The sequence below is a fragment of the Spongiivirga citrea genome, from assembly GCF_010671565.1.
GTDB lineage: Bacteria > Bacteroidota > Bacteroidia > Flavobacteriales > Flavobacteriaceae > Spongiivirga > Spongiivirga citrea.
In genome coordinates this window covers 200,143-224,922 of record NZ_JAABOQ010000004.1, presented here as the reverse complement: position 1 = coordinate 224,922, position 24,780 = coordinate 200,143, and the positions used below count along the sequence as shown (strand labels likewise).

Sequence of the window (24,780 nt, the reverse complement as noted above, 5' to 3'; positions counted from 1 at the left end):
TTAACCAAAAAAGCATTGCTATCTTTGATGCTAAATACCCTTAATGGATAGTCGTTCTTTCCACGCATTGCTCCAGAAGAAATTTCCGCACGAACCCACCCTTACCCAAGCGGCGGTGTTAAATCAATTATCAGAATTTTTATTATCCGATAATAAGGACGGTTTATTTCTGCTAAAAGGATACGCCGGTACAGGAAAAACGACAATGATATCTACAATTGTCACAAATTTGTGGAATGTCAAGTTAAAAACGGTTTTGATGGCCCCCACAGGTCGCGCAGCTAAAGTTATAACCAACTACAGCAATTCAAAAGCGTTTACAATTCATAAAAAAATTTACTTTCCTAAAAAGGAGGCGAATGGAGGTGTTTCATTCCAACTACAACAAAATAAGCATAGAAACACCATTTTTATCGTGGATGAGGCGTCTATGATTCCTGATATTCCTGCAGATTCTAAGTTGTTTGAAAACGCAAGTTTGCTAGATGATCTAATGATGTATGTTTATTCGGGTCACAATTGTAAGTTGTTGTTAATAGGCGATACGGCTCAGTTACCTCCTGTGAAGTTGGAATTGAGTCCCGCTCTAGATGCCGATAAACTCTCGCTTTCATTTAATAAGGATGTCACTCAAATTGAAATGGATGAAGTAGTGCGTCAGCAACAAGATTCTGGTATTCTTTTTAATGCTACATTATTAAGAGAGCAGTTGGCATCATCTTTTTTTGACGAGTTTAAATTCAATCTCGATGGGTTTACAGATATTGTAAGACTTATTGAAGGTAACGAGATTTTAGACGCGATTAACGATGCCTACGATACTTACGGAAAGGAAGATACTGCAATCATTGTCCGATCGAATAAACGCGCCAATTTGTACAATCAGCAAATACGAAGTCGCATTTTATTCAACGAACATGAAATTACGGCGGGAGATTATTTGATGGTGGTTAAAAATAATTACTTCTGGTTAAAAGAAAGCAGTGATGCTGGATTTATAGCCAATGGTGATATTATCGAGATTCTAGAGATATTCGGTATTAAAGAGTTATACGGATTCAACTTTGCAGAAGTAAAGGTCAGAATGGTCGATTATCCTAATCAAAAACCTTTTGAGACGGTTTTATTGTTGGATACTATTAGTGCAGAGTCTGCTTCATTGTCGTATGAAGAATCCAACAAATTATATCAAGAGGTGATGCAGGATTATGCGGATGAAGGATCTAAATACCGCCAATTTCTAAAGGTTAAAAAGAATAAATACTTTAATGCACTTCAAGTAAAATTCTCTTATGCTATTACTTGTCATAAATCACAAGGAGGACAATGGAGTACTGTTTTTGTTGAGCAGCCTTATTTGCCGAATGGCGTAGATCGTGAGTATTTAAGATGGTTGTATACGGCCGTAACTCGAGCTAAAGACAGATTGTATCTGATTGGATTTAAAAAAGAGTTTTTCGAGGAGACGGATTAAAAAATGAAATAGTAACTTTATTTCAAAATCTAAATAAACAGAACAATGGATACCATTTTAAGTATCTTTTTAGGGGTGGGGCTAGCTGCTTCAGTAGGCTTTCGCGTTTTTGTGCCCTTGTTTGCACTTAGCTTGGCGGCACATCTAGGACATATTCCACTTAACGAAAGTTGGATGTGGGTAGGTAGCATGACAGCGCTAATCGTATTAGGTGTGGCCACAGTAATTGAGATTTTTGCATACTACATTCCTTGGGTTGATAATTTGTTAGATAGTGTTGCAGTGCCTCTTGCGGCAATTGCTGGAACCGCGGTTATGGTAGCTACGATGGCAGATTTAGACCCAGTTATTACCTGGTCGCTTGCCATTATTGCTGGCGGAGGAACCGCGACGGCTATTGCAAGTACTTCAGCCGCTACACGATTGGCCAGTACAGCAACAACAGGAGGGCTTGGTAATCCAGCTGTATCGACTGTCGAAACAGCTACAGCAGGAATCCTATCAGTAACTTCAGTTTTTATTCCAATCCTCGCTTTTATACTAACGGTCATTATCATCTTGATTGTGCGGATATTTTATAAAAAGCTTCGACACAAAGTCACTTAAATACACGAATAATAGCTACTTTTATGTCGTATTATAGACCCGACCAATGAAAGTAATTTCAATGATTCCAGCCCGCTATGCGGCATCCCGATTTCCAGGAAAATTAATGCAAGATCTTGGAGGAAAATCAGTTATTTTAAGAACATACGAAGCCACTGTCGAAACCAAGTTATTCGACGATGTTTTTGTAGTTACCGATAGCGATATTATCTACAAAGAAATAGTCGATAATGGAGGCAAAGCAATAATCAGCATTGCTGAACATGATTGTGGATCAGACCGAATAGCAGAAGCCGTTGCTGATCTTGATATTGATATCGTAGTTAATGTGCAAGGCGATGAGCCTTTTACAGAGCGTACAGCTTTAGAGAAGGTCTTGAATGTTTTTAAGGATGATTCTAAAAAAGAGATCGATCTTGCGTCGATCATGTCTCCAATTAGTGATATCGACGAGATTAATAACCCCAATACAGTAAAGGTAATTGTCGATCAAAATAACTTTGCGCTTTATTTTTCACGTTCTCCTATACCGTATCCTCGAGATAAAAATGTCGGAGTTACCTATTACAAGCATAAAGGTGTTTACGCATTTAGAAAGCAGGCCATTCTCGATTTTCATAACTCACCGATGTTGACATTGGAAGCTTCGGAGAAAATTGAGGCAATTCGATATTTAGAATATGGGAAAAAGATCAAAATGGTAGAAAGTAATGTTGAAGGGGTTGAGATCGACACGCCTGAAGACTTGGAACGAGCAAGAGAACTATTATGAATTTTGATGAGATAGAAGTAATCGGCTTTGATGCTGATGATACCTTGTGGGTAAATGAAACATATTTTCGGGAGGCAGAAGAAGAATTTGCAAAACTACTTTCGCAATACGAAACTCCGAATAAGATAGATCAAGAACTCTTTAAAATGGAAATGGAGAACCTTCCATTATATGGCTACGGTGTTAAAGGGTTCATGTTGTCTATGGTTGAAATGGCCTTAGTTCTATCTAATAATAAGGTGTCTAACGAAACGATTAATAAAATTCTCGATATCGGTAAGAACATGATCGAAAAGCCAGTTGAGTTATTGGATGGGGTTCATGAGGTTTTAGAAACACTTTCAAAAAAATATAAACTCATAGTTGCCACAAAAGGCGATCTGCTGGACCAAGAACGAAAGCTCGAACGATCAGGTTTACTTAAATACTTTCATCATATAGAAGTTTTAAGTGAAAAGAAAGAGGAAAACTATACTAGTTTATTAAAACATCTTGATATAACGCCGGCTCATTTTTTAATGATTGGTAATTCTTTAAAATCGGATATTTTACCGCTGCTCAATATTGGAGCTCAGGCAATCCACGTTCCATTTCACACCACCTGGGTACATGAACAGGTAGCCACTAGCACAAAACATGAAGATCAATTTATTACAGCAAGTAGCATTAAAGATATTTTAGAGTATGTCAAGTATTAAAAAACTAAATATTGATACTTGGGTACGCAAAGACCATTTCAATTTTTATAAGGATTTTGACAAGCCTTTTTATGGTTTGACGGCGAATGTTGATGTTAAGATTGCTAGAGAATTCTGTGACGCTACTAAGAACTCATTTTTTATATGGTATTTACATAAGTGCTTCACCGCGGTTAATGAAATAGAATCATTAAAATATCGCATTGATGATGAGGGTGAGGTATCAATCCATGAAAAAATAGGAGCATCGGCTACGATTAACCGGCCTAACGGCACTTTTGGATTTTCATACATTGATTATGATTCCGATTTTGATGTATTTCAGGCAAACACGCAGCAAGAAATAGATAGAGTTCAAAATAGTGAGGGCTTAGTGCCTTCCAACGGAAATATCGGAACTATACACTTTTCTGCGATACCCTGGGTTCATTTTACAAGCTTGTCCCATGCCATGCACAGCGGGTTTAAGGATTCAATTCCGAAAATATCTGTTGGAAAAATACAGGAACGAGACAACCAATTACTAATGCCTGTATCTATACATGTGCACCATGCATTGGTAGACGGCTCAGATATAGGGACATTTTACCAGCGCTTTCAAAATCATTTAAACAAAACAACCAATTAATCTGTAATTCTTTTAATAGTTTTGCAGAACCTAAATAGACCAAGAACTAATATGATGTATAAAAATTTTCCTATGGTACCTAGGGTGGTTTTCGGCCGCGGAAGTTTTGATCAACTAGATCAAATACTAGCCGAAAAAAGAAGCTCACCTAAAAGTCCGATGGTTTTTTTGGTAGATGATGTATTCTCAACCAATGATGCATTTATAAAACGAATTCCAAAACGAGACCGCGACCATATCATTTTTATTAATGCAGATAATGAACCTAAAACCATTCAGGTAGATTCCTTACGCGAAACTATATTTAGTCGCACTGCCGAAGTGCCCGAAGGAATAATTGGCATTGGTGGTGGTACAGTAATGGATCTGGCTAAGGCAGTATCAATTATGTTGACCAATCCTGGTAGTTCAGCTGATTATCAAGGTTGGGATTTAGTAAAATATCCAGCGGTTTATCATGTCGGAATTCCAACTATTTCAGGAACAGGAGCTGAAGTCTCAAGAACTACGGTGTTAACTGGGCCGAAAAAGAAATTGGGAATTAATTCTGATTACACACCATTTGATCAAGTAGTTTTAGATCCTGAATTAACCAAAGGAGTTGATACCAAACAATGGTTTTATACAGGAATGGACTGCTATATACATTGTATTGAATCTTTAAATGGTACTTATTTAAATGCCTTTAGTAAGAGTTATGGCGAAAAAGCACTGGATTTATGTCGTGATGTTTTTACCCATAAATCAGTTGTTGATGATGAAAGTCAGGACCAGTTAATGATGGCAAGTTGGCACGGAGGTATGAGTATTGCTTATTCTCAAGTTGGTGTTGCACATGCAATGAGTTATGGTTTGTCTTACTTATTAGGAACACGCCATGGTGTAGGAAACTGTATTGTTTTTGATCATTTAGAAGAATTTTACCCCGAGGGTGTGGCGGAATTCAAGGAAATGGTTAAGAAACATAATATTACCATACCGCAAGGTGTTTGCTCCAATTTAAGTGACGAAGATTTCGATACTATGATCGAAGTTGCTATGGGATTAGGTCCTCTTTGGGAAAATGCTGTAGGTGTTGATTGGAGAAAAACAGTGACTCCAGAAAAATTAAGGGGTCTCTACGAAAAAATGTAAGTTGTATGCAGGCAATCGCCCGATTTATCTATTTCAAACTGCTTGGGTGGAAGCTGGAAGGTGAGTTGTCAGATATTCCTAAATGTATTATTGTTGTCGCGCCACATACGCATTGGCTTGACTTGTTTTTAGGATTTCTTATTCGAGCCGTGGTCAAAAAAGAAATTAATTTTATAGGGAAAGCTTCACTATTTAGACCGCCCATTGGTTGGCTTTTGCGATGGATGGGCGGTGCACCAATTACACGTTCTGAAAACAAGAATCAAGTGCAACAAATCGCTGAAATTTTTGAAAAAAAAGAAGTGTTTAGATTGGCACTAGCTCCAGAAGGAACCAGAAAGAAAGTAGATACTTGGAAAACTGGTTTTTATTACATTGCCTGTGCCGCTAATGTTCCTGTAATAAAAGTTGCTTTTGACTTCGGCAAAAAGACCATTAAGATTGCTGATCCTATAGAAATGACTGACAATATGGAGTCTGATATTGACGAAATCATGAAGTTTTATGAAGGGGTGAAGGGTAAGATTCCTGAATATAGCTAATCACTTTAAGCGCATTTAAATTCGTACTTTTACTTTAGAAGCTGCTTTTAAGTAGCTAAGCGATAATGAATTAGTTGAGATTCTTTCGAGTTACTAAAGATTATGTCTGCTAAAAATCACTCTATTATTAACCAAATCAAAAAACCATGAAAACCTTAATTTACTTCTTAGCATGTATTATACTAGTTTCTTGTAACAAAAACACCAAGGATACTTCTTCGATCGGGAAGCAAAAAGCGGAAACTACTATAGAAAATGTTGATTCTTCGACAATAAAGACTATTATAGATACACATGCCCACATACAATTACCAGGGCAAGAATTATCTTTAAATCCAAGTACTCCTGCCTCTGCTGATGAATTAAAAAGTCAAATGGAAGCTGCCGGGGTATCTAAATGTGGAATTATGAGCATGGTTCCCAAAGGTAATTTAGCTGTCACGCGTCAGCACAACGATTATATATTAAAGCTGGCAAAAGAAAATTCAGAATTTTTCCCAATCTGTTCTGTTCATCCGTTGGATGGTAAAGAAGCACTGAAAGAAATAGAAAGGGTTGCAAAGCTGGGTGCAAAAGCTATAAAAATTCACCCGTTCTATCAAGGTTTTGAACTTACGGACCCTAATGTTAATGAAGTTCTAGCTACTGCTGGAAAGTTTGGTCTTACTGTTATTTTTGATTCTATTTCAGCTTCCGATGGTGGTGCTACTGGAAAATTTGTGGATTTGGCGCTAGCTAACCCTAATACCAAAATAGTTTTAGCACATATGAGAGGCACACAATTTCATGAAACGTTGTTGTTCGCAGTTTTTGCAAAAGGACCATTCTATAAAAACAACGTTTATTTTGATTTGTCTGCAATAGCTGATTTATATATTGATTCTCCAAGACAAGAGGAACTTATGTGGACGATGAGAGAAATAGGTATTGATCAATTCTTTTTCGCTTCGGACTTTCCTGTTTTTGACCTAAAACCGGCTCGCGAAACAATGGACAGATATGGTTTTACTCAGGAAGAGCTACAAAAGATGTATTATGAGAACGCAATTAAAGTTTTTGGGTTAGAGTAACAAAAGGTCGTGGGTAACACTCTTCTTATTTCAAATAGTCTATCAACTGTCTCATAGCCCTTCCACGATGTCCAATCTCGCTTTTTTGAGTGAGTGACATTTGGGCGAACGTCTCTTCAAATCCGTCTGGTTTAAAAATTGGGTCATAGCCAAAACCTTTTTCACCATGTCGTTTGTGAGTAATACTGCCATTTACCTCGCCTACAAACAAAGTTTTTTCACCACCAATAGCCAAAGCGATAACGGTTTTAAATGTGGCATTACGTTTTGTAATGTGTTCTAGTGATTGTATTAATTTATTCATATTATCATCAGCAGTAGCGTCATCACCAGCATAGCGCTTTGAATATACACCCGGCGCTCCTTCTAGAGCAACAACTTCTAGCCCTGTATCATCAGCAAAGCAATCTTTTTTATAATGCTCTTTTACATAATCAGCCTTTAAAATGGCATTTTCTTCAATGGTGTCACCCGTTTCAGGAATGTCTTCAACGCATCCAATATCATCAAGACTCAGTAATTTAATATGATTTGGTAATTGCGCAGCTACTTCAATAAACTTATTTTCATTATGCGTTGCAAATACAAGTTCTAATTCCTCAATAGAGTCATCCATAATTATCTGTGGTGATATGGTTCATTTTTTATGATCGTGAATGCACGATACAGCTGTTCCACCATAAAAAGACGTATTATTTGGTGGGAAAATGTCATTTTAGAAAGCGATAATTTCTCGTTTGCTCGTTGATATACCGAAGGTGAAAATCCATACGGACCACCAATAACAAAAAAGACTTGTTTTAAACCAGCATTCATTTTTTTCTGTATTAAGCCCGAAAACTGAACAGAATCATAATTCTTTCCTTTTTCGTCAAGCAAAATTACATAATCGCTGGACTTTACTTTTTTTAACAATAGTTCGCCCTCTTTTTCTTTTTGTTGTGCTTCGTTTAGATTTTTGGTATTCTTAATATCTGGAATAATATCCAAAGAAAAATTCACATAATGTCCTAGGCGTTTCGTGTAGTCATCAATTAAACTAGTTAGTTCGGATTTATCGGTTTTACCGATCGCCAGCAATGAAATATTCATACTATAAAATTAGCATTATTCTTGCGGTTGTGCTACTTTAGAAGTCATTAAAACTAACTTAGATACAATGATTAGTCAGAGGCATCTCAACCAAGAAATCGATTTAATAATACACAACGCAATCCGTGAGGATGTAGGACCTGGTGATTATAGTAGTTTAGCCTGTATTCCTTTAGAGAAAGAAGGCAAGGCAAAATTGCTTGTAAAAGATGAAGGAATTATCGCCGGAGTCAAGTTAGCTAGAATGATTTTTGCTCATGTCGATCCTCATTTGAAAGTAGAGGTGCTAATTAAAGATGGGCAAGCTGTAAAACATGGTGATATCGTTTTTTATGTTGAAGGTAGTTCGCAGTCCATTTTACAGGCCGAACGATTGGTACTTAATTCAATGCAGCGTATGAGTGCTATTGCTACCAAAACACATAAGTATGTTGTATTACTAAAAGGAACTAAAACCAAAATTTTAGATACTAGAAAAACGACACCCGGATTTCGTGCTTTGGAAAAATGGGCCGTTAAGATTGGTGGCGGTGTTAATCATCGGTTCGGATTATATGATATGGTCATGCTTAAAGATAATCATATTGACTATGCAGGAAGTATCGCAAATGCTATTTCAAAAACTAAATCCTATTTGGCAGAAAATAAGTTAGACCTAAAAATCATTGTTGAGGCGCGAAACCTAGATGAGGTACAGCAAATTCTTGATGCCGGACCTGTGTATCGCATTCTACTAGATAATTTTAATTATGATGATACTAGAAAGGCCGTGGAGCTTATTGGTGATCGGTGCTTGACAGAATCTTCCGGAGGTATAACCGATGAAACAATTCGCAGCTATGCTGAATGTGGAGTCGATTTTATTTCTTCAGGAGCATTGACACATTCAGTGAATAACATGGATCTTAGTCTTAAAGCGGTCTAAAAAATGTCAGATAAGGTTGAGGAACGGCTAGAGCGCATACCTATCATTAACATCATTGTTCGTTTTTTTAAGCGAATAAAAATCCCAGGCTTTGAAGGGCTTTCCTTGTATTATTTATTGGAGATGTATGTCCTCGGCGTGGTAAAAGGCGCTTTTTCGGCTAGAGCAAGTGCAATCGCCTTTAGTTTATTTATGGCGCTTTTTCCATTAGTTATTTTCTTGGTAAATCTTGTCCCTTTTGCTGCGCCCTATGTTAATTTACCTGGCGAGCATACTGAATTTGATATCGAGTTTTTAGCGTTTTTAGAATCGATCTTGCCAAAGGCAACAAGCGATTATTTCGGGGAAATCTATTATCAAATAAAAGAGCAAAAACACGGAGGCTTACTATCATCTGCTTTCATTTTATCAATATTTTTAATTGCAAATGGCATCAACGCTATTTTTAGCAGTTTTGAAAATTCGTATCATGTAGAGCTTACTAGAAATTTTATTAAGCAGTATGCATACGCACTTATGGTTGGCTTAATAATTTCAGTATTGCTAGTAATTGGTGTTGTTGCATTAGTATATTTTGAGTTTTATGTGGTAGAATATTTAAGCGAATATGCGGGTAGAGAGTACGGTACGAATGTCGATATTGGAGATGATTTTGGAGTGAAAGCAGCACAAATAGGATTCTTCATTATGCTGGCGTATGTAATCACCACAACATTATTCTATTTTGGAACTTCTGAAGGGAGATCGATTAAATTCTTTTCGGCAGGAGCTTTACTGACCACTTTATTATTTATTCTCACATCCTACTTTTTTGGCATATATGTTGATAAATTTGCAAGGTATAACGAGTTGTATGGTGCATTAGGAGGACTACTTATTCTTATGGTGTATATATGGCTTAATTGCAATATTTTGTTACTTGGTTTTGAGCTGAATGCTACCTTAAGTAGACTTAAAAGAAGTCATAAGCAGCAGGAAGAAAAACCCGATATATACGCGAATATTGATTAAATGTAAAATTGTAAAAAGATGAAAAAGCTATTAGTAGTGACACTGCTGTTGGTTTCAACAGCAACCTTAACTGCTCAATCGGTTATGGGTAAATGGAAAAGTATTGATGATGAAACTGGTGAAGCAAAATCAATTGTAGAGATTTATGAAGATGGTGGAAGGATTTATGGTAAGATTGTTGAAATCTTGAATCCAGACAGAAAGGATGTCTTGTGCGAAAAATGTGAAGGTGATGAAAAGGACAAACCCATCTTGGGACTTACAATCATAAAGAATTTAAAGAAAAACGGCGAAGAGTATAAAGGCGGCACCATTTTCGATCCACAAAAAGGAAAACAATATAAATGCAAGATTTGGGTGGATGAAGATGATACGAATAAATTGAATGTACGCGGCTATATCGCATTTTTATACCGCACTCAGAATTGGTATCGGGTAAAGTAGTAAATCAGAAGCAAGAGTCAAGAAACAAGAAAAAAGAAATAACTCTTTTTGCGAACTTAGAAGGTCTTTCAGGTGGACTTTTCGATCAAAGCTAATACTGTTCCTCTCCTTGAGGAGAGGTTAGGTGAGGTGTTACCCATAAAGGGAAGTTTTGAGTCTTGAATCTAGAAGCGTAGCGATTCTAAATCCAATATAAACACTCCAATTTGAAACTCACCGAATTAAAAAACATATTCCACAAAGAACTCGATGCCCAATACGGAAGTGAGGAAGTGTCGAGTTTCTTTTTTATGCTAACTGAGCACCATTTTGGTATTTCGCGTCTTAGCCTTGCATTAGACAACAGCCTGCAGATTTCTAAGGAGGAAGAGACAACATTATACCTTGCCTTATCTCGCTTGAATAATCACGAACCTATTCAATATATCATCGGGCAAACCCATTTTTTTGGTTTGGATTTTCAGGTTAACCAGCATACGCTGATTCCTCGTCCAGAGACCGAAGACTTGGTGCAATGGATTATCGATGATCATCAGAGTTTAGAACAAGAAATTTCCATTTTAGATATTGGCACTGGTTCAGGTTGTATTGCCATTTCCTTGGCTAAAAATATTCAAAAGGCCGCCGTCTCAGCAATTGATATAGATGAGCTAACAATTGATCAGGCAGCTGAAAATGCGCAAAGAAATAATGTGCAGGTTAGTTTTATAAAGACTGATATTCTAGGTCTCGATGCATTAGTTGAAAGCTATGATATTATTGTTTCTAATCCACCCTACGTTCGGGAGCAGGAAAAGGAGTTAATGCAAAAAAATGTATTGCAATTCGAACCTGATAAAGCACTTTTTGTGTCTGATGATGATCCACTTATTTTTTATAAAAAGATTGCAGAGTTAGCTTTTAATTCTCTTTCAACAAATGGGAAACTCTATTTTGAGATCAATGAATATTTATCTGAAGAAACAAAAGAAGTTTGTGAGGCGGCTGGTTTTATCAAAGTGACTGTTAAAAACGATATCTTTGGGAAACCAAGAATGATAAAAGCCATAAGAGTATGAAAAGTTGTGTAGTTTTTTGTGGAAGTAGTGAGGGAAACGATACCGAAATAATCGATCAGGGCTATCAGTTAGGTGCTTATTTGGCCAACAATGATATTGATTTAGTGTATGGTGCCGGTAAGATCGGTATTATGGGGAAAGTGGCACAGGGTGCACTTGAAAATAAGGGACGTGTCATTGGTGTGATTCCTGAATTTTTAAAGTTGAAAGAGGTAGTGCATTTAGGTTTAACAGAGCTGCATGTGACTAATAATATGCATGAGCGTAAATTGCTGATGCATGACCTTTCTGATTCAGTTATTACATTACCTGGTGGCTATGGAACATTGGAAGAGTTATTCGAAATGGTTACTTGGGGGCAATTAGGTTTACATCAAAAACCCATGGGAATATTAAATACAAGCGGATTTTATGACGATATGTTAGGCCTATTGGAGAATATGGTCAGAAAAGGGTTCTTAAAAATGAGCAATTTCGAAATGTTGATCGTTGATGATAACATAGAACGCTTAATTGAAAAAATGAATAACTACCAACCAGTTGAAGTGCCTAAGTGGATTAAAAAGGAGTTGACCTAAACTATTCCTGCACTTTAATTTGAAATTAATCTAAAAACAACACCTTCTATAAGTACATTGCCGCTTGCATTATGAACACCGAACAACAGATTAACCAATTACGCGAACAACTTACCCAGCACAATTATAATTACTACGTTTTAGATAATCCCACTATAAGCGATTATGAATTTGACACCCTACTAAAACAACTACAAGATTTAGAGGCAAAACATCCTGAGTTTTACGATGTAAATTCACCGACCTTAAGGGTAGGGGGAGCTGTAACCAAAAACTTTGAGACCATACAGCACGAACACCGTATGTATTCCCTGGATAATTCATATTCTAAGGAGGATTTAGAAGATTGGGAAAAACGTATTAAAAAATTGGTCGACGGTGATGTGCAGTATACCTGCGAATTAAAATATGACGGCGCATCGATAAGTTTGACTTATGAAAACGGTCAGCTGACAAAGGCTGTAACACGTGGCGACGGATTTCAAGGAGATAATGTGACCACTAATATTCGTACTATTCGATCAGTGCCTTTAAAGTTGAAAGGCGATTACCCACCGAAATTTGATATTCGCGGCGAGATTATCCTTCCTCTTGACGGATTTGAAAAAATGAATATTGAGCGCGTTGAAAATGGTGAAGACCCGTATATGAATCCTAGAAATACGGCATCGGGAAGTCTGAAATTGCAAGATAGTAGTGAAGTAGCTAAAAGACCTTTGGAGTGTTTGCTTTACAATCTAACGGGAACCAAGCTTGGAGTAGAAACCCAATTTGAGAGCTTGGGCAAAGCTAGAAAATGGGGTTTTAAAGTCCCAGAAGTCGCAAAATTGGTGAACAGTATTGATGAGGTTTTAGAGTTTGTTGAATATTGGGACATACATCGACATGATTTACCGTATGAAATTGATGGAGTAGTAATAAAAGTTAATAATTTATATCAACAAGAAGAGCTAGGCTATACAGCCAAAGCTCCACGTTGGGCAATGGCTTATAAGTTTAAAGCAGAAAGAGTAAGTACGGTTTTAAATGAGATAAGTTATCAAGTGGGCCGAACTGGTGCCATTACCCCAGTAGCCAATTTACAACCAGTTTTGTTGGGCGGTACTACGGTAAAAAGGGCGAGCTTGCATAATGCCGATCAAATTGCCAAACTTGATATTCGTGAAGGCGATACTGTTTTTGTGGAAAAAGGCGGGGAGATCATTCCCAAAGTAATCGAGGTTGATTTAAGTCAACGTCCGACAAATTCTCAAGAAACGATATACCGAAGTACATGTCCAGAATGTGATACTGCTTTAATCAGAAAAGAAGGCGAAGCACAACATTATTGCCCGAATGACATGGGCTGTCCGCCACAGATTATCGGCCGTATTCAGCATTTTATTTCTCGTAAGGCAATGGACATAGAAGGACTAGGAGGTGAGACCGTGGCTTTACTTGTAAAAGAAAATTTGATAACCAACTATGCTGACCTATATACGTTGACTAAAGAGCAAATAATGCCATTAGAACGCATGGCGGAAAAGTCAGCGGAGAATTTGGTTGCAGGTGTTGAAGCCTCCAAGCAAATCCCATTTGAACGGGTGTTATTTGCTTTGGGTATTCGGTATGTTGGTGAGACAGTCGCGAAGAAACTTGCAAAGCATTATAAGAGTATCGAAAATTTAGCAAGCGCCTCATCTGAGGACCTTACTAATGTCGATGAAATTGGAGGTAGAATAGCTGAAAGTGTAATAGATTTCTTTTCCAACGAAAAAAATGTGGAAACTGTCGAAAGATTAAAATCTTACGGAGTACAGCTTCAAATATCTCAAGAAGCCCTCGAAAACCAATCAGATGTGTTAGCTGGTAAAACTTTTGTAGTATCCGGTGTTTTTGAAAAAGTATCTAGGACTGAGCTTAAAAAACTAATCGAAGATAATGGTGGTAAAGTTGGATCATCTATATCATCAAAAACGACTTATGTCGTTGCAGGCGATAAAATGGGACCGAGCAAAAAGACCAAAGCAGAGAATTTGGGAGTGCCTTTAATCTCTGAGGGTGATTTTCTTGCAATGATTTAAAATTGTCCAAAACAAAAACTATCCGCTAAGAAAATTTGTCTCCAATTATTGGTATTTGCTTCCTGTAAATCCACAATATAATTAGTGCGAGCGAAAAAGTGACTATTGCAGTATAAAATAAAACACCGCCATCACCATTTATTTCAATGCCCAATTTGGTTAGATGCATAAAGATTGCACCGGCTATAACACCAACAGTTAGCGTAGCTCCTAGCCAAATTGTTTTTGGGATTAACAACAAAATACCTGCAATAAGTTCGACTACACCTATCCCGATTCTACCAGTTGGTTCAAGACCGACTTGAGTAAAAATGTAAACACTATCAGGATGCGCTGTAAATTTGAATCTAAGGGTTTGAATTAGAATTGCTGCCACAACAATCCGCAGCACAAGAGGAAGGTACTTTTTCATTAGTCAATTAGTTTACTTCATGAAAGTTACAATAATTTGAGTAATCACTTTGGACTAAACAATAATCGAAGTTCCTTCAGCTGAACTATTCTTTGCAGAATCAAAGTAAAAATCTACGCGACCTAGATTAATCCCCCAGCAGCCAACTTGATTTACTAGAACCTTTTTACCTTCGGCATTATCTACGATCGTTGGGCGTTCTAAAAAGGTATGTGTATGTCCGCCAATAATCAGATCGATATTCTTGGTAGCGGTAGCTACGGTCATGTCAGATGGTTTGTTAGGATCGTTCCGATACTCGTACCCTAAATGAGATAAACAAATGATCAAATCACATTGTTCTTCTTCTTTTAAAATACGCGACATATCAGTAGCTATTTCAATGGGATCTAAAAACTTCGTCTCCTTATACATTTTTTGAGTTACTAATCCATCTAATTGTATGCCGAGACCGAATATGCCAATACGAATACCATCTTTTACGTACACTTTATATGGTTTAGTATGCGTATTCATAACGGTATTCTTAAAGTCGTAATTCGCTATTAAAAAATCGAATTTGGCATGGGGTAACTGAGCATATAATCCATCAATGCCATTGTCAAAATCATGATTACCAAGCGTCGCAGCGTCATATTTTAGATGACTCATTAGTTTAAATTCTAATTCACCACCATAAAAATTGAAATAGGCAGTACCCTGAAAAATATCTCCAGCATCTAACAATAATGTATGTTCATTTTCCCGTCTTATTTTTTCAACCAGCTGGGCACGTCTTGTTACCCCACCGGCATTAGGATATCGAGGATGATTGGCTTCAATAGCATCAATATGACTATGCGTATCGTTTGTATGTAGAATCGTTATATGCTTTTTTTGGTCGGTTGCGCAAGCTTGTAATATTCCGCTTCCCATTGCCATATAGGTAGCTCCGCCTGCCGTATTTGCTATAAATTGTCTTCTTTTCATTGCCGTTGAATAAAGCGGTTATCTAAAGAAACATCGATAGTATCAGTCTTTTGTAAATAATCGACCATGGCATTCCTAATCAAATAGTCTAACTCATAGTACTTAACAGGGTTTGCCAGAAAGTGCATATTATCACCTCCTTGGTATAAAAAATTGGAAGTGGCGACAAGATAATTTTTGTTTTCGTCAATTTTCTTACCGCCTATTTTAGCATCGACTACCTTAAGGTCTTTATCCAGGGTAATGGTCATCCCAGCAATAGGGTGCGCTCTTTTGGCCTTACTTAAATAAGCTAGCATTTCTTGAATTTTATCACCGCTAAGTTCAACCGCGACCAGTGTGTTTTCAAAAGGCATGACATCGTACATATGTTGCATGTTGATGGGACCTTTTCCTATGGCAGATCGAATTCCTCCATGATTTAGTAGACAGACATCGGCTTTAATATTTTCTCTTTTTTCTAAAACGGCATTGGCCCGCTCCAATAAAAGATCTGCCATAAAATTGCCGATCGTACTTTCGTAGTGCCCATCATTTTTATGCATGTCTTTAGAGCTATAACTCAGTACACGATTAAGCTCTTCATTTACACGTTTTTGATAAGGTTTTACAATACTGTCGATGGTCGGATCGTTAGGAATGGTAGCATCGATAGCAAGTTGTTTTGCTTCTATGGTTTTAAGATGTGGAGATGTGTTTTTACATCCTACTAGAAAACAAAAAGTTATAAATAAAACAATTTGTTGTATTTTCATATTTAAGGTTTGTGAATAAACAGGCTTTTTACATACATTTGTAGCACAGCTTAAAGATACATGTTTTTAGAGGCACTTAAGAAAAAGACGAGTCAAAATTTTTTAAAGAAAGCGCTATCGCGTGACGATATTAAAACCAATTATGAGTCCACCGGTATTCATAAAGTAGGATGCATCGTTGATGCGGAATCATTTTCTGATTTCGAAGCTTTTTCACGACTGGCAAACTCGATTGATCTGCCTAATTTTAATTTGAATCTTATCTGTTACCATTCCGATCCGAAGATGCATGCAAATTTTGATAAAACAATGTTTTCTGAAGCTGATTTTGGCTGGAACGGTCGATTAAAGCATTTTGCCTTGCAGCATTTTGCTGAGAATCCGATGGACTTATTGATTAATTATTTCGATAATCCGGACCTTTTGGGTCCGCAGTTAATCGCTGCGCAAAGCCAAGCGGCATTTCGAGTAGGATTTGAGGGTATTGACAAACGTTTGAACGATTTGGTGATTTCAACAGATATTAAGAACTACGATTCGTTTGAGTCAGAACTACTCAAGTATCTTTCCATTTTAAAGATTATATAAAATAATGAATACACTTAGAGGAACTGGAGTGGCTTTGGTCACCCCGTTTAATGATGATTTTTCAATTGATACAACAGCACTTGCCAATTTAGTCGATTTTGTGATCGAAGGCGGTGTAAATTACCTTGTTGTTTTAGGTACGACGGGCGAAGGAGCAACTTTGAATAAGACTGAGCAGCAATTGGTAATAGATACAATTACTAAGGCGAACAATAATCGCTTACCAATGGTTTTGGGTATTGGGGGCAACAATACGGCACAGGTAGTTGAAACCATTAAAAATACAGATCTCAATGATTTTGCGGCTATTTTATCGGTCTCTCCTTATTACAACAAACCAAATCAAGAGGGTCTATATCGCCATTTTGAGCAAATAGCCTTGGCATCGCCTAAACCAATTATTATGTACAATGTTCCAGGGCGTACGTCAATGAATATGTTGCCAGAAACTGTGGTGCGATTGGCTAACAATTTTGAAAATTTAATTGGTGTAAAAGAAGCTGGAAATAATATCATGCAAGGCATGCAATTGGTAAAAGATACGCCAGACGATTTCTTGGTAATTTCCGGCGATGATGATCTAGCTTTAAATCTTACTTTGTCAGGAGGTGATGGGGTGATTTCCGTAATGGGACAAGGTACGCCGGTGGAGTTTTCTAAAATGATACAACTCGGCTTAGAAGGTAATAGCAAAGAAGCTTTTGTATTGTACTATAAACTAATGGAAGGTATAAAAATGATCTTTGAAGATGGGAATCCAGCGGGAATTAAAACCATTTTAACGCATCGAGGCATCATAAAAAATGTGGTAAGACTGCCACTGGTAAAAGCAAATCAAGACTTAAGAGCCAGATTAGAAGCTTTTGTTGATGGACTGTAATTGACGAAGAAGACAATACTGTAGTTAACTATGAACTTTTACCATAAAAGCGTGTTATGCTTTCTGTGGCGAGCTATCAATAATCTGAAAAATCAATCTACACGATAAAGAGTAGAACTATCAATACAATTTTCAGCAGGTCCGCAAGGATCATAGTCGAAAACAATTTTTTGATTGTCGCTTATTGAATACGTGAAACTCCATAATTGGTTTTCATTGACCAAGATAAGCTCATCTAGGCTTTGTAAGTCGCCATATTGATCATCTAAAGGTTGAGCACCCCAATAGTCATAGGTAAGATTCAATCGATCTCCTTCAATTTCATAAGTCCCCAAATATCTCTGGCTATAAGCCAGGATACTCCTTGAATTAATATTTCTAATAAAACTCCCAAATTCAAAGGATCCATCCATATTAAAATTGAATTGTGTAACGCGTTCATAGCCTTCGTTTTGAACACTTGGAATATCATTAATTCCCAATTCAGAAGAAATTTCCCATAGCCCAATTAAATTTGGATCTATAGTGGAATCCTTGCCTTTAGAACAGGATAAAAAAGAAATTACTACGAGAAATAATCCGATTTTTTTCATTTAAATGATCTTAAGTCTATTAACATGATGATTACTTTAATGAAAAGTTGCGTCTAATTACCAAAGGTTGGTTTAAGAATAGTTACCAGTCGTTCTCAACTAATTCTGAACATTATGAAATGCTGCGTTTTATATAGTGAACTTATTTTTTCTAGAAAGGTTTTCGGGTCCCATTTAGTACACTTATTTTTCTACAAAAGGAAAGATAGTGAATGAGCATAAATCTATTCGATTTATGCTCTATTAGCTATTTTTTACATAGGTTTTAAGCGTTTTAAACAATTAAATCCATCCATAATATATATAAACCAAAGCGACCGTATCAATAAAACCATGAACAGCGATGTTGAACCATAAGTCACTCTTACGGAGATGAAAAATAATGGCAAGTATCATACCTGTCATACCGGATAATATCTGGCCGGTTATCCCTTGATAGGCGTGTACCCAACCAAAAAGAAACCCAAATAGTAGGATGTTAATAACAAGACTTATGTTACTTGAGCCAAAAAATTGGGTGAACTGTCGCATTAAATAGCCTCTAAAAACAATTTCTTCAGCAAATGCTGCCGATGCCCATATAAGTGCCAATAAACTAAGTGTTTTAGGCAAGTTGCCAGCATAGGGTTTGAACACAGAAAAGTCAATGGGTTGCCCCGTAATGTAAGTAATACTAGGAAGCATGACGTAGTAATAAAACAGGAAAATTACGGCCCCATATATTGGCGCGATAACTAATAAGCTTTTAACATTAAATCTTTTACGCTGAAACCCTAAAGAGCTGAAAAAGTCTTTTTTGTATTCTACTGCACTCGCTATTATCATTAATATCGCCGCTATAATCATTTGAAAATAACCTGACATGTATAAAATACAGCAAAGAATGATAGTGATTACAGGTGTCAATTTGGTAGTTAAAAAGGATTTATTCATTTTTTATTCGTTTTAAATTTTAAACGAATTAACAATAGCTCATAATGGGAAATTGCAGAAAATCAGGAATTTTTACTGAATGGTATAAAAATAATAGCTGAATAATCGGCCAGACTTACATCTTATTTTCAAACCAGTCCATAAAAGCTTGCTTTTTATATCTGCTGATGGTTATTTGAAAAGCGTTTTTGTCAAACAATGTAGGTTTGAGTAGTACTTGTAGTTTTCCATTTTCTATGGATTGTACTTGTTCAATAGACCGAGCATGAAGAATGGTTTGTCTATTTGCTCTGAAAAAGCTTTGTTCGCTGATTTTGGGTTCAACTTCGTTTAAAGTAAAATCTGTAACAATTGAAGTGCCATCAGTTTTTATAATATAGACTATTTTGTTTTCGCTGTAAAAAAATGCGATTTCATCATAACCTACCAAGGTGATTTTGCCAGCATGTTCCACTTTAAGCTTTCCTTGAATAGATGCGAACTTATGAAGTCTATATATATCCGTTGCGAACAACAGCGTAATGACTATTGTACATGATAGCATAGAAATAGAGTACCCTGTTAGTAGACCATAAAGGTTATAGGAGTTGATTCCGTTTATCAATCCATTTAAAGTAAAGTAAAAGAGGATATAGACAATCGAAATATATCCCAAGGTCGTGAATAGAAAACGGAAAATTAGGTGCACCGTAACTTTTTCAACCAAATGTCTTCTTTTGAAGTAATTAAAATTGAAATAAGCGATAATTAGGGCGATACCAGCAAGAAGAATTGAAACAACTATAGGAAACCACGGGAATTTATAGGATTTATGTAGTGGAAAGTTTTCGGGTTTACTAAGGTGATTGGCAAAAATTGATAGTGTTATAACTATTAAACCAGTTTTGACCCAAAAATTTGAAAAATTAATTTTCTGTTTTAAAAGAATAATTATTGCTTTCATTGAAAATTTTGTGTCAATATAAACTTGAAAAGAGTCGTTTTTTACCTCAGTTCTTTGTTGTGGGTATTTTATTTTTGAATTCTACCAAAGTTTAGAAATCGGATGAACTGCTCTAAATCATGCTTTGCATCAGTTCATTGATCTTAATGCCTGTATACAATTTCTGTAACATTGAAGTGTAGGTACTAGCAAAACTATCTTTTTTTGCTAGATCTCCAAACAGACTTTCTTGTTTAATAAAGGCTAGAGGGTCATCTTTCGTTTCTGAAGCCATGTTGTGTAATTCATTCGACATTGCATCAATAATTTCGAGTGGTTTTCCATGTTGGTCTAGCTGTTTATCACTATAGTAACACCATGCTGCTAAGACTAAAGTGGCGAATTTGAAACTTCCTCCTGCCGCTAAATTCTCATGTAGGGTTGGGATTAAAAATTTAGGCAGTTTAGCCGAGCTTTCTGAGCAAATACGGCTAACACTATCTTTTATATTAGGATTGGCAAAACGTTCTAAGAGGCTGTCTTTGTAGTCCTCCAAATTTATGCCTTCAATGTCTCCTAAAACAGGTGTAGCTTCTTCGTCTAAGAATGCACGTAAGTAGTTTGCAAAGACTTCATCTTCTACACATGCATTGATGGTCGTGTGCCCGTGAATCGCTCCCAAAATTCCCAAAACTGAATGCCCTGCATTTAGGAGTCGTAATTTCATTTTCTCATACGGACCTACATCAGGTACAAATTGGACACCTACTTTTTCAAAGGGAGGTCGTCCGTTCGAGAATGTATCTTCAACCACCCATTGTATAAAAGGTTCGCAAGTCACTGGCCAAGCATCGTCTACACCATAGTTTTGAGCCAGAGTATCAATATCAGCTTTGGTCGTTACTGGTGTAATACGGTCGACCATGCTATTGGGAAAGCGGACTTCTTGGGCAATCCATGTTGCCAGTTCCTCATCTTGCACTTTGGCAAAAGCAAGAAGCATCTTACGCGCCATATCTCCGTTATGTTCGATATTATCACAAGACAAAATGGTAAAAGCAGGCAAGCCCGTATCTCGTCGTCTTTTTAAGGCGGCAGTTAAAAAACCATAGACGGTTTTTGGGTCTTGTGGATGGCGTAATTCATGTTGTATGTCAGGATTGTCAAAATTGAATTTTCCCGTGGTAGGATTGAAATTATAACCTCCCTCAGTAATGGTCAGTGATACTATTTTTGTATTCGCATTTGCCATACGGGCTATGACTAGTTCTGGATCGGTAGTTCCCATTTCAAAGTCAACTATCGACCCAATAACTTCTGGTTCGATTTTTCCATCTGGGTGTTTCACCATAAGCGTGTAGAGATGGTCTTGCGTTTTTAAAATGTTCTTTATTTTGGTATCTGCATCGCGTAAACCGATTCCACAGATTCCCCAGTCTGGGGCTTCCCCCAGCTGTCGTAGTTGATGCAAATAATATGCTTGATGCGCACGATGGAATCCGCCAACGCCGACATGTACAATTCCAATTTTATTGTCCGTTCGGTTATATGTTGGAACAGGCATATTGCTTCCCAATTCTTCTAAATTTTCTTGTTGAAGTTGTATGGATGTTTTCATACCTATGCTACTGTATTTGATTTTCCGCGTTTAAGCGCCCAATAGGCTAGCACAAAATAAATGATGGTACAGATGAATGCATACCTATAAAAGAGTTCACGGTTTTCAATATAATTTGTTTCTGTAGCACTACCGAACATCACATTACAGGCCAATACCAAAGTAGCTACCAAGGCCGAAATGGCTATGAATTTTAATCCTTTCGAGAATAAAGAAACATCCTTTGCAATACTGGGCTCATTCTTTGCTTGTTCCTCTTGAAAACGTTCAATCGTTTCCATCCGGACTTCTTCTTCTTTTACTTCCTCCGCATAATTCTCTTTCGCACCGTATTTAGATGCGAGCAACGTATACACCGCGATGGTAAAAAACCATGTAGGAATAAACAGATAATAGAAGGAAATTACATCTAAAAAATTCAAGCCAAATCCGAAGACTAAGCCCAAGCCCCAGGAGGCAACTGCAGGCATGCTAAAGGTTAGTTTGCGGTATGAAGACCAATATCGTGTAAAACCAATTCTAGGGAAAATCTGATGTTCGGCAAACACAATCGCTCCTACGGGAACAACCAACAACCCAGCATAAGTTAGTAGTGGCAGTATTTGTGAAAACACAAAAGGGAAACAAGCGATGGCTACGGTGACCAAACCAACCACAATAGTCGTTTTCTTTCGAGAATGGTTGAAAAAAATTGCTTGTGCTGCCAAACCTGCCCTGTACAAATTCGTAATCGCGGTAGTCCAACCGGCAACAATAACAATCACAAAACCTGACAGGCCTAAAGCATAATAAGCCACATCACCTGGATCGAGTTCTACAATAGATTTTCCTAATATGACGGCGGCACCGGCACCCATGATTCCAGCTGCAATCCATGCTACATAATGACCGAACATCATACCCGTACTGGTTGCATATCCATAGTTCTTCTTTTTAGCAAAACGTAGCAGAGCCATATCAATCAATCCGAAATGCGTAATGGTATTAGCAGCCCAACCAAAACCGATGACTTCTACTAATCCGATTCCAGGCTCGCCATCGCTGTTGATGCCTGTCCAGATACTCTGATCGCCGAGGGTCATAAAATCAGCCCATCCAGCTGGTAAAGTTTTATCTAATACATCTAAGGATAAGGCAGGAAGTAGCACCATAGCACCACTAGTAAACATCACAAAGAGCCATGGAGCGCATATGCCCGAGAATTCAGAAACGGCATTGAAACCATAGATCGCAATTGACACGACAACGATACCAACAGCCAATACAATCAATATAAACCAAGCATTGGTCGGGTACCAATTGAGTTGTGCCGGAATATCAAAGGCAAAACGCACTGCAGTGGATGAGACTGTTATCATTGCGGCCGAAATCACTGAAAAGATAATGACATTGGCCCAATTATACAGTTTTGTCATCGAGTCACCTGCAATCTTATTCAGATAGGTATAGAGGCTTAAGCGGGTATCAACTGCGATAGGGGAAGTGATGAATCTCCAGCTTAGTACGGCCAGAATATTACCAATCAGAAGACCGAGGATGATATCCATCGTCTTGGCGCCAAGTGCCACAAAGGTCGCCCCAATTACAAACTCTGTTGCTGCAACATGTTCGGCAGCGTAGAGGCCTGCAAAATGAGTCCAATCGTGTAATTTGTGTTTAGCTACTGGTAATTGTTCTTCGTCTAGATTTTCAAATTGTTGGAAGTTTGTCTTTTCTTGCATGTTTGTTTGGTTAGTTGTACAAAGACGAGCTTATGGATTAGTATTTATATCCTAAATAGATTACCACGGTCGGGTATCGGATAAAGCTTATGTTGTGTTATGAAAATTGTGCTTTGATTTAATGATTCGCTATAGTTTGCTTGTGAAGATACTTAATTTTTGAAATTGATCGGCATAGACAATTTACCTGTTTGTCTACTATATATAGCGAGGTGAGGCGTACCTCACTATTAGCCATAAATCGCATCTTATTCGCTAAACACTTAGCTGTGTTTAGTTTTTATTTCTTTCGAGTCGAATTTCGTAAACTTATTAATGCTTGTTCCGCATCTTTATTTTCAAAAGACAATAATGATTTTGAGTTCATTATAAGATACTTTTCAGTCGAATTATCGTCATTTTTCATTTCGACTGTAATGTATTTGGTCCTCTTTAACTGAAAAGATGTTGGATATCCAATCCTATCAAATGAATACGACTTTGCTCGTCTAAATTGTTTTTTCAAAATGATTTTATCCTCAATAATTCTGGCATCACAGGTATAAATGAATAAGTATATTAAAAATCCAATTAGAGCCAAAAATATAATTCCTGCAAGTAACATTCCCATATGAAATTCTTGCTCTTTGGTAGCAAAAATCAGAATAGGAATCATAAATAAAACTAGAAGGCTTCCACCATAAAGCCCTACATTAGTCCAATTAGATGATAGTTTAATTTCTGTTTGAGTACTCATACCTATGTTTATTTTAATTACATACAACGTGTTTGTGTATTGTTTCGTTACGTAGAGGTTAAGATAGCAAAAAGGAGAGAACCCATTGTTTTCAGCGAGGAAATTCCGAAGGAAATTTCGGGCGCAATGAATTATAGCCGTTGTTAGACGTTCGTTTATTTTTATTTAAACCTGTTTTCAGATTCTCTTACATGATGAGGAAATTCCTCTTCATAAAAAGGGTAGGGAATTCCTTCTAATGAAATTTCAAATCCTTCACTATCCATTCCAGATATTTGATTTCCAACCCCCCTCAATTGCAATTCCTTCAGAGTTTGTAACTTTTAAAGAGTCAATAGTCGTAGTCGAAATCAATTTGCCTTCTGGATAATCACTAGCCAATTCAATTCCGTTATTTTCACAAAAAGATTTTAAAAAGAGATAGTCGATTTGACTATTCCGAATTATAATTTCTCCAAACACTACGCCCATGGAAGGGTCCGCTTTTTCCAGCATACTAGTGCCGAGAATAATTCCGTTTAGTTCTATAGTATAAGTTTTATTCATTGTTTTTTAATA

At 37.1% G+C, this 24,780-nt stretch carries 28 protein-coding genes; 16 read left to right on the top strand and 12 right to left on the bottom strand.

The features are described 5' to 3' along the window. The first annotated feature begins 43 nt into the window (after positions 1-43). The 8 genes from GWK10_RS10475 to GWK10_RS10440 all read left to right on the top strand — a co-directional run bounded on the left by GWK10_RS10475 (position 44) and on the right by GWK10_RS10440 (position 6,924). Positions 44-1,474 carry an ATP-dependent DNA helicase gene (locus GWK10_RS10475; protein ID WP_164032316.1) on the top strand — a complete coding sequence of 477 codons (1,431 nt, stop codon included), beginning with the start codon at positions 44-46 and terminating at the stop codon, positions 1,472-1,474. A gap of 45 nt (positions 1,475-1,519) precedes the next feature. Further along, positions 1,520-2,080 (top strand): DUF4126 domain-containing protein, encoded by a 561-nt coding sequence (locus tag GWK10_RS10470; protein WP_164032315.1) that lies wholly within the window; start codon positions 1,520-1,522, stop codon positions 2,078-2,080. Positions 2,081-2,126: 46 nt separating this feature from the next. Then, the gene (kdsB, locus tag GWK10_RS10465; RefSeq protein WP_164032314.1) at positions 2,127-2,852 is read left to right on the top strand and encodes a 3-deoxy-manno-octulosonate cytidylyltransferase; all 726 of its coding nucleotides are present in this window, start codon (positions 2,127-2,129) and stop codon (positions 2,850-2,852) included. Next, positions 2,849-3,550: an HAD family hydrolase gene (locus GWK10_RS10460; RefSeq protein ID WP_164032313.1), complete on the top strand. Its 702-nt coding sequence runs from the start codon at positions 2,849-2,851 to the stop codon at positions 3,548-3,550. The genes kdsB and GWK10_RS10460 overlap by 4 nt, the downstream gene beginning before the upstream one ends. Further along, on the top strand, positions 3,537-4,178 hold the full coding sequence (locus tag GWK10_RS10455) for a CatA-like O-acetyltransferase (RefSeq protein ID WP_164032312.1): 642 nt from the start codon (positions 3,537-3,539) through the stop codon (positions 4,176-4,178). Before GWK10_RS10460 ends, GWK10_RS10455 begins: the two co-directional genes overlap by 14 nt. 72 nt (positions 4,179-4,250) lie before the next feature. Further along, positions 4,251-5,312 carry an iron-containing alcohol dehydrogenase family protein gene (locus tag GWK10_RS10450; RefSeq protein WP_239540743.1) on the top strand — a complete coding sequence of 354 codons (1,062 nt, stop codon included), beginning with the start codon at positions 4,251-4,253 and terminating at the stop codon, positions 5,310-5,312. A gap of 5 nt (positions 5,313-5,317) precedes the next feature. Beyond that, positions 5,318-5,854, top strand: a complete 537-nt coding sequence (locus GWK10_RS10445; protein WP_164032310.1) for a 1-acyl-sn-glycerol-3-phosphate acyltransferase — start codon at positions 5,318-5,320, stop codon at positions 5,852-5,854. Between the two features lie 146 nt (positions 5,855-6,000). Beyond that, positions 6,001-6,924: an amidohydrolase family protein gene (locus GWK10_RS10440; RefSeq protein WP_164032309.1), complete on the top strand. Its 924-nt coding sequence runs from the start codon at positions 6,001-6,003 to the stop codon at positions 6,922-6,924. Between the two features lie 25 nt (positions 6,925-6,949). Here the strand turns inward: GWK10_RS10440 and GWK10_RS10435 are convergent, their stop codons facing one another. Both GWK10_RS10435 and rlmH read right to left on the bottom strand, forming a co-directional pair. After that, the gene (locus GWK10_RS10435; protein ID WP_164032308.1) at positions 6,950-7,540 is read right to left on the bottom strand and encodes a non-canonical purine NTP diphosphatase; all 591 of its coding nucleotides are present in this window, start codon (positions 7,538-7,540) and stop codon (positions 6,950-6,952) included. Positions 7,541-7,542: 2 nt separating this feature from the next. Next, on the bottom strand, positions 7,543-8,016 hold the full coding sequence (rlmH, locus tag GWK10_RS10430) for a 23S rRNA (pseudouridine(1915)-N(3))-methyltransferase RlmH (RefSeq protein ID WP_164032307.1): 474 nt from the start codon (positions 8,014-8,016) through the stop codon (positions 7,543-7,545). 67 nt (positions 8,017-8,083) lie between these two features. Here rlmH and nadC point away from each other — a divergent pair, with 67 nt between their 5' ends. The 6 genes from nadC to ligA all read left to right on the top strand — a co-directional run bounded on the left by nadC (position 8,084) and on the right by ligA (position 14,095). Next, a complete protein-coding gene (gene nadC / locus GWK10_RS10425) occupies positions 8,084-8,941 on the top strand; it encodes a carboxylating nicotinate-nucleotide diphosphorylase (protein ID WP_164032306.1) in 858 nt (285 codons plus the stop codon). 3 nt (positions 8,942-8,944) lie between these two features. Beyond that, on the top strand, positions 8,945-9,952 hold the full coding sequence (locus GWK10_RS10420; protein ID WP_164032305.1) for a YihY/virulence factor BrkB family protein: 1,008 nt from the start codon (positions 8,945-8,947) through the stop codon (positions 9,950-9,952). An 18-nt stretch (positions 9,953-9,970) separates the two neighbouring features. Then, on the top strand, positions 9,971-10,396 hold the full coding sequence (locus GWK10_RS10415; RefSeq protein ID WP_164032304.1) for a DUF2147 domain-containing protein: 426 nt from the start codon (positions 9,971-9,973) through the stop codon (positions 10,394-10,396). Positions 10,397-10,602: 206 nt separating this feature from the next. Continuing rightward, the gene (prmC, locus tag GWK10_RS10410; protein ID WP_164032303.1) at positions 10,603-11,454 is read left to right on the top strand and encodes a peptide chain release factor N(5)-glutamine methyltransferase; all 852 of its coding nucleotides are present in this window, start codon (positions 10,603-10,605) and stop codon (positions 11,452-11,454) included. Next, positions 11,451-12,032 (top strand): LOG family protein, encoded by a 582-nt coding sequence (locus tag GWK10_RS10405; RefSeq protein ID WP_164032302.1) that lies wholly within the window; start codon positions 11,451-11,453, stop codon positions 12,030-12,032. The genes prmC and GWK10_RS10405 overlap by 4 nt, the downstream gene beginning before the upstream one ends. Positions 12,033-12,103: 71 nt before the next feature. Next, a complete protein-coding gene (gene ligA, locus GWK10_RS10400; RefSeq protein ID WP_164032301.1) occupies positions 12,104-14,095 on the top strand; it encodes an NAD-dependent DNA ligase LigA in 1,992 nt (663 codons plus the stop codon). Positions 14,096-14,120: 25 nt separating this feature from the next. Here the strand turns inward: ligA and GWK10_RS10395 are convergent, their stop codons facing one another. From GWK10_RS10395 to GWK10_RS10385, 3 genes are read right to left on the bottom strand one after another with little or no spacing between them, the layout of a single operon-like run. Continuing rightward, positions 14,121-14,507 (bottom strand): DoxX family protein, encoded by a 387-nt coding sequence (locus GWK10_RS10395; RefSeq protein ID WP_164032300.1) that lies wholly within the window; start codon positions 14,505-14,507, stop codon positions 14,121-14,123. 54 nt (positions 14,508-14,561) lie between these two features. Further along, the gene (locus GWK10_RS10390) at positions 14,562-15,476 is read right to left on the bottom strand and encodes a bifunctional metallophosphatase/5'-nucleotidase (protein WP_164032299.1); all 915 of its coding nucleotides are present in this window, start codon (positions 15,474-15,476) and stop codon (positions 14,562-14,564) included. Continuing rightward, entirely contained in the window at positions 15,473-16,231 is a 759-nt protein-coding gene (locus GWK10_RS10385; protein ID WP_164032298.1) for a 5'-nucleotidase C-terminal domain-containing protein, read from the bottom strand. The genes GWK10_RS10390 and GWK10_RS10385 overlap by 4 nt, the downstream gene beginning before the upstream one ends. A gap of 60 nt (positions 16,232-16,291) precedes the next feature. On the opposite strand from GWK10_RS10385, the gene GWK10_RS10380 reads away from it, so the two are divergent. Together GWK10_RS10380 and dapA are read left to right on the top strand one after the other, a co-directional pair. Continuing rightward, positions 16,292-16,819 (top strand): DUF6913 domain-containing protein, encoded by a 528-nt coding sequence (locus GWK10_RS10380; protein WP_164032297.1) that lies wholly within the window; start codon positions 16,292-16,294, stop codon positions 16,817-16,819. A gap of 4 nt (positions 16,820-16,823) precedes the next feature. Beyond that, complete coding sequence (gene dapA / locus GWK10_RS10375; protein WP_164032296.1) at positions 16,824-17,699, top strand: 4-hydroxy-tetrahydrodipicolinate synthase; 876 nt, start codon at positions 16,824-16,826, stop codon at positions 17,697-17,699. A gap of 92 nt (positions 17,700-17,791) precedes the next feature. Here the strand turns inward: dapA and GWK10_RS10370 are convergent, their stop codons facing one another. From GWK10_RS10370 to GWK10_RS10340, 7 genes are all read right to left on the bottom strand, one after another. Continuing rightward, the gene (locus GWK10_RS10370; RefSeq protein ID WP_164032295.1) at positions 17,792-18,292 is read right to left on the bottom strand and encodes a lipocalin family protein; all 501 of its coding nucleotides are present in this window, start codon (positions 18,290-18,292) and stop codon (positions 17,792-17,794) included. A 282-nt stretch (positions 18,293-18,574) separates the two neighbouring features. Next, complete coding sequence (locus GWK10_RS10365; RefSeq protein WP_164032294.1) at positions 18,575-19,225, bottom strand: CPBP family intramembrane glutamic endopeptidase; 651 nt, start codon at positions 19,223-19,225, stop codon at positions 18,575-18,577. Between the two features lie 115 nt (positions 19,226-19,340). Continuing rightward, the gene (locus GWK10_RS10360) at positions 19,341-20,168 is read right to left on the bottom strand and encodes a LytR/AlgR family response regulator transcription factor (RefSeq protein ID WP_164032293.1); all 828 of its coding nucleotides are present in this window, start codon (positions 20,166-20,168) and stop codon (positions 19,341-19,343) included. A gap of 112 nt (positions 20,169-20,280) precedes the next feature. Beyond that, the gene (locus GWK10_RS10355) at positions 20,281-21,765 is read right to left on the bottom strand and encodes a mannitol dehydrogenase family protein (protein WP_164032292.1); all 1,485 of its coding nucleotides are present in this window, start codon (positions 21,763-21,765) and stop codon (positions 20,281-20,283) included. A 2-nt stretch (positions 21,766-21,767) separates the two neighbouring features. Next, on the bottom strand, positions 21,768-23,312 hold the full coding sequence (locus GWK10_RS10350; RefSeq protein WP_204263120.1) for a purine-cytosine permease family protein: 1,545 nt from the start codon (positions 23,310-23,312) through the stop codon (positions 21,768-21,770). 454 nt (positions 23,313-23,766) lie between these two features. After that, positions 23,767-24,222: a hypothetical protein gene (locus tag GWK10_RS10345; protein WP_164032290.1), complete on the bottom strand. Its 456-nt coding sequence runs from the start codon at positions 24,220-24,222 to the stop codon at positions 23,767-23,769. A 258-nt stretch (positions 24,223-24,480) separates the two neighbouring features. Next, positions 24,481-24,768: a hypothetical protein gene (locus GWK10_RS10340; protein ID WP_164032289.1), complete on the bottom strand. Its 288-nt coding sequence runs from the start codon at positions 24,766-24,768 to the stop codon at positions 24,481-24,483. Between the last annotated feature and the right edge of the window lie 12 nt (positions 24,769-24,780).

Bases quoted from the DNA above. Each gene is read 5' to 3' on its own strand.
- GWK10_RS10475 (WP_164032316.1), top strand. From the start codon at position 44: ATGGATAGTCGTTCTTTCCACGCATTGCTCCAGAAGAAATTTCCGCAC.
- GWK10_RS10470 (WP_164032315.1), top strand. From the start codon at position 1,520: ATGGATACCATTTTAAGTATCTTTTTAGGGGTGGGGCTAGCTGCTTCA.
- kdsB (WP_164032314.1), top strand. From the start codon at position 2,127: ATGAAAGTAATTTCAATGATTCCAGCCCGCTATGCGGCATCCCGATTT.
- GWK10_RS10460 (WP_164032313.1), top strand. From the start codon at position 2,849: ATGAATTTTGATGAGATAGAAGTAATCGGCTTTGATGCTGATGATACC.
- GWK10_RS10455 (WP_164032312.1), top strand. From the start codon at position 3,537: ATGTCAAGTATTAAAAAACTAAATATTGATACTTGGGTACGCAAAGAC.
- GWK10_RS10450 (WP_239540743.1), top strand. From the start codon at position 4,251: ATGGTACCTAGGGTGGTTTTCGGCCGCGGAAGTTTTGATCAACTAGAT.
- GWK10_RS10445 (WP_164032310.1), top strand. From the start codon at position 5,318: ATGCAGGCAATCGCCCGATTTATCTATTTCAAACTGCTTGGGTGGAAG.
- GWK10_RS10440 (WP_164032309.1), top strand. From the start codon at position 6,001: ATGAAAACCTTAATTTACTTCTTAGCATGTATTATACTAGTTTCTTGT.
- GWK10_RS10435 (WP_164032308.1), bottom strand. From the start codon at position 7,540: ATGGATGACTCTATTGAGGAATTAGAACTTGTATTTGCAACGCATAAT.
- rlmH (WP_164032307.1), bottom strand. From the start codon at position 8,016: ATGAATATTTCATTGCTGGCGATCGGTAAAACCGATAAATCCGAACTA.
- nadC (WP_164032306.1), top strand. From the start codon at position 8,084: ATGATTAGTCAGAGGCATCTCAACCAAGAAATCGATTTAATAATACAC.
- GWK10_RS10420 (WP_164032305.1), top strand. From the start codon at position 8,945: ATGTCAGATAAGGTTGAGGAACGGCTAGAGCGCATACCTATCATTAAC.
- GWK10_RS10415 (WP_164032304.1), top strand. From the start codon at position 9,971: ATGAAAAAGCTATTAGTAGTGACACTGCTGTTGGTTTCAACAGCAACC.
- GWK10_RS10405 (WP_164032302.1), top strand. From the start codon at position 11,451: ATGAAAAGTTGTGTAGTTTTTTGTGGAAGTAGTGAGGGAAACGATACC.
- ligA (WP_164032301.1), top strand. From the start codon at position 12,104: ATGAACACCGAACAACAGATTAACCAATTACGCGAACAACTTACCCAG.
- GWK10_RS10395 (WP_164032300.1), bottom strand. From the start codon at position 14,507: ATGAAAAAGTACCTTCCTCTTGTGCTGCGGATTGTTGTGGCAGCAATT.
- GWK10_RS10390 (WP_164032299.1), bottom strand. From the start codon at position 15,476: ATGAAAAGAAGACAATTTATAGCAAATACGGCAGGCGGAGCTACCTAT.
- GWK10_RS10385 (WP_164032298.1), bottom strand. From the start codon at position 16,231: ATGAAAATACAACAAATTGTTTTATTTATAACTTTTTGTTTTCTAGTA.
- GWK10_RS10380 (WP_164032297.1), top strand. From the start codon at position 16,292: ATGTTTTTAGAGGCACTTAAGAAAAAGACGAGTCAAAATTTTTTAAAG.
- dapA (WP_164032296.1), top strand. From the start codon at position 16,824: ATGAATACACTTAGAGGAACTGGAGTGGCTTTGGTCACCCCGTTTAAT.
- GWK10_RS10370 (WP_164032295.1), bottom strand. From the start codon at position 18,292: ATGAAAAAAATCGGATTATTTCTCGTAGTAATTTCTTTTTTATCCTGT.
- GWK10_RS10365 (WP_164032294.1), bottom strand. From the start codon at position 19,225: ATGAATAAATCCTTTTTAACTACCAAATTGACACCTGTAATCACTATC.
- GWK10_RS10360 (WP_164032293.1), bottom strand. From the start codon at position 20,168: ATGAAAGCAATAATTATTCTTTTAAAACAGAAAATTAATTTTTCAAAT.
- GWK10_RS10355 (WP_164032292.1), bottom strand. From the start codon at position 21,765: ATGAAAACATCCATACAACTTCAACAAGAAAATTTAGAAGAATTGGGA.
- GWK10_RS10350 (WP_204263120.1), bottom strand. From the start codon at position 23,312: ATGGATATCATCCTCGGTCTTCTGATTGGTAATATTCTGGCCGTACTA.
- GWK10_RS10345 (WP_164032290.1), bottom strand. From the start codon at position 24,222: ATGAGTACTCAAACAGAAATTAAACTATCATCTAATTGGACTAATGTA.
- GWK10_RS10340 (WP_164032289.1), bottom strand. From the start codon at position 24,768: ATGAATAAAACTTATACTATAGAACTAAACGGAATTATTCTCGGCACT.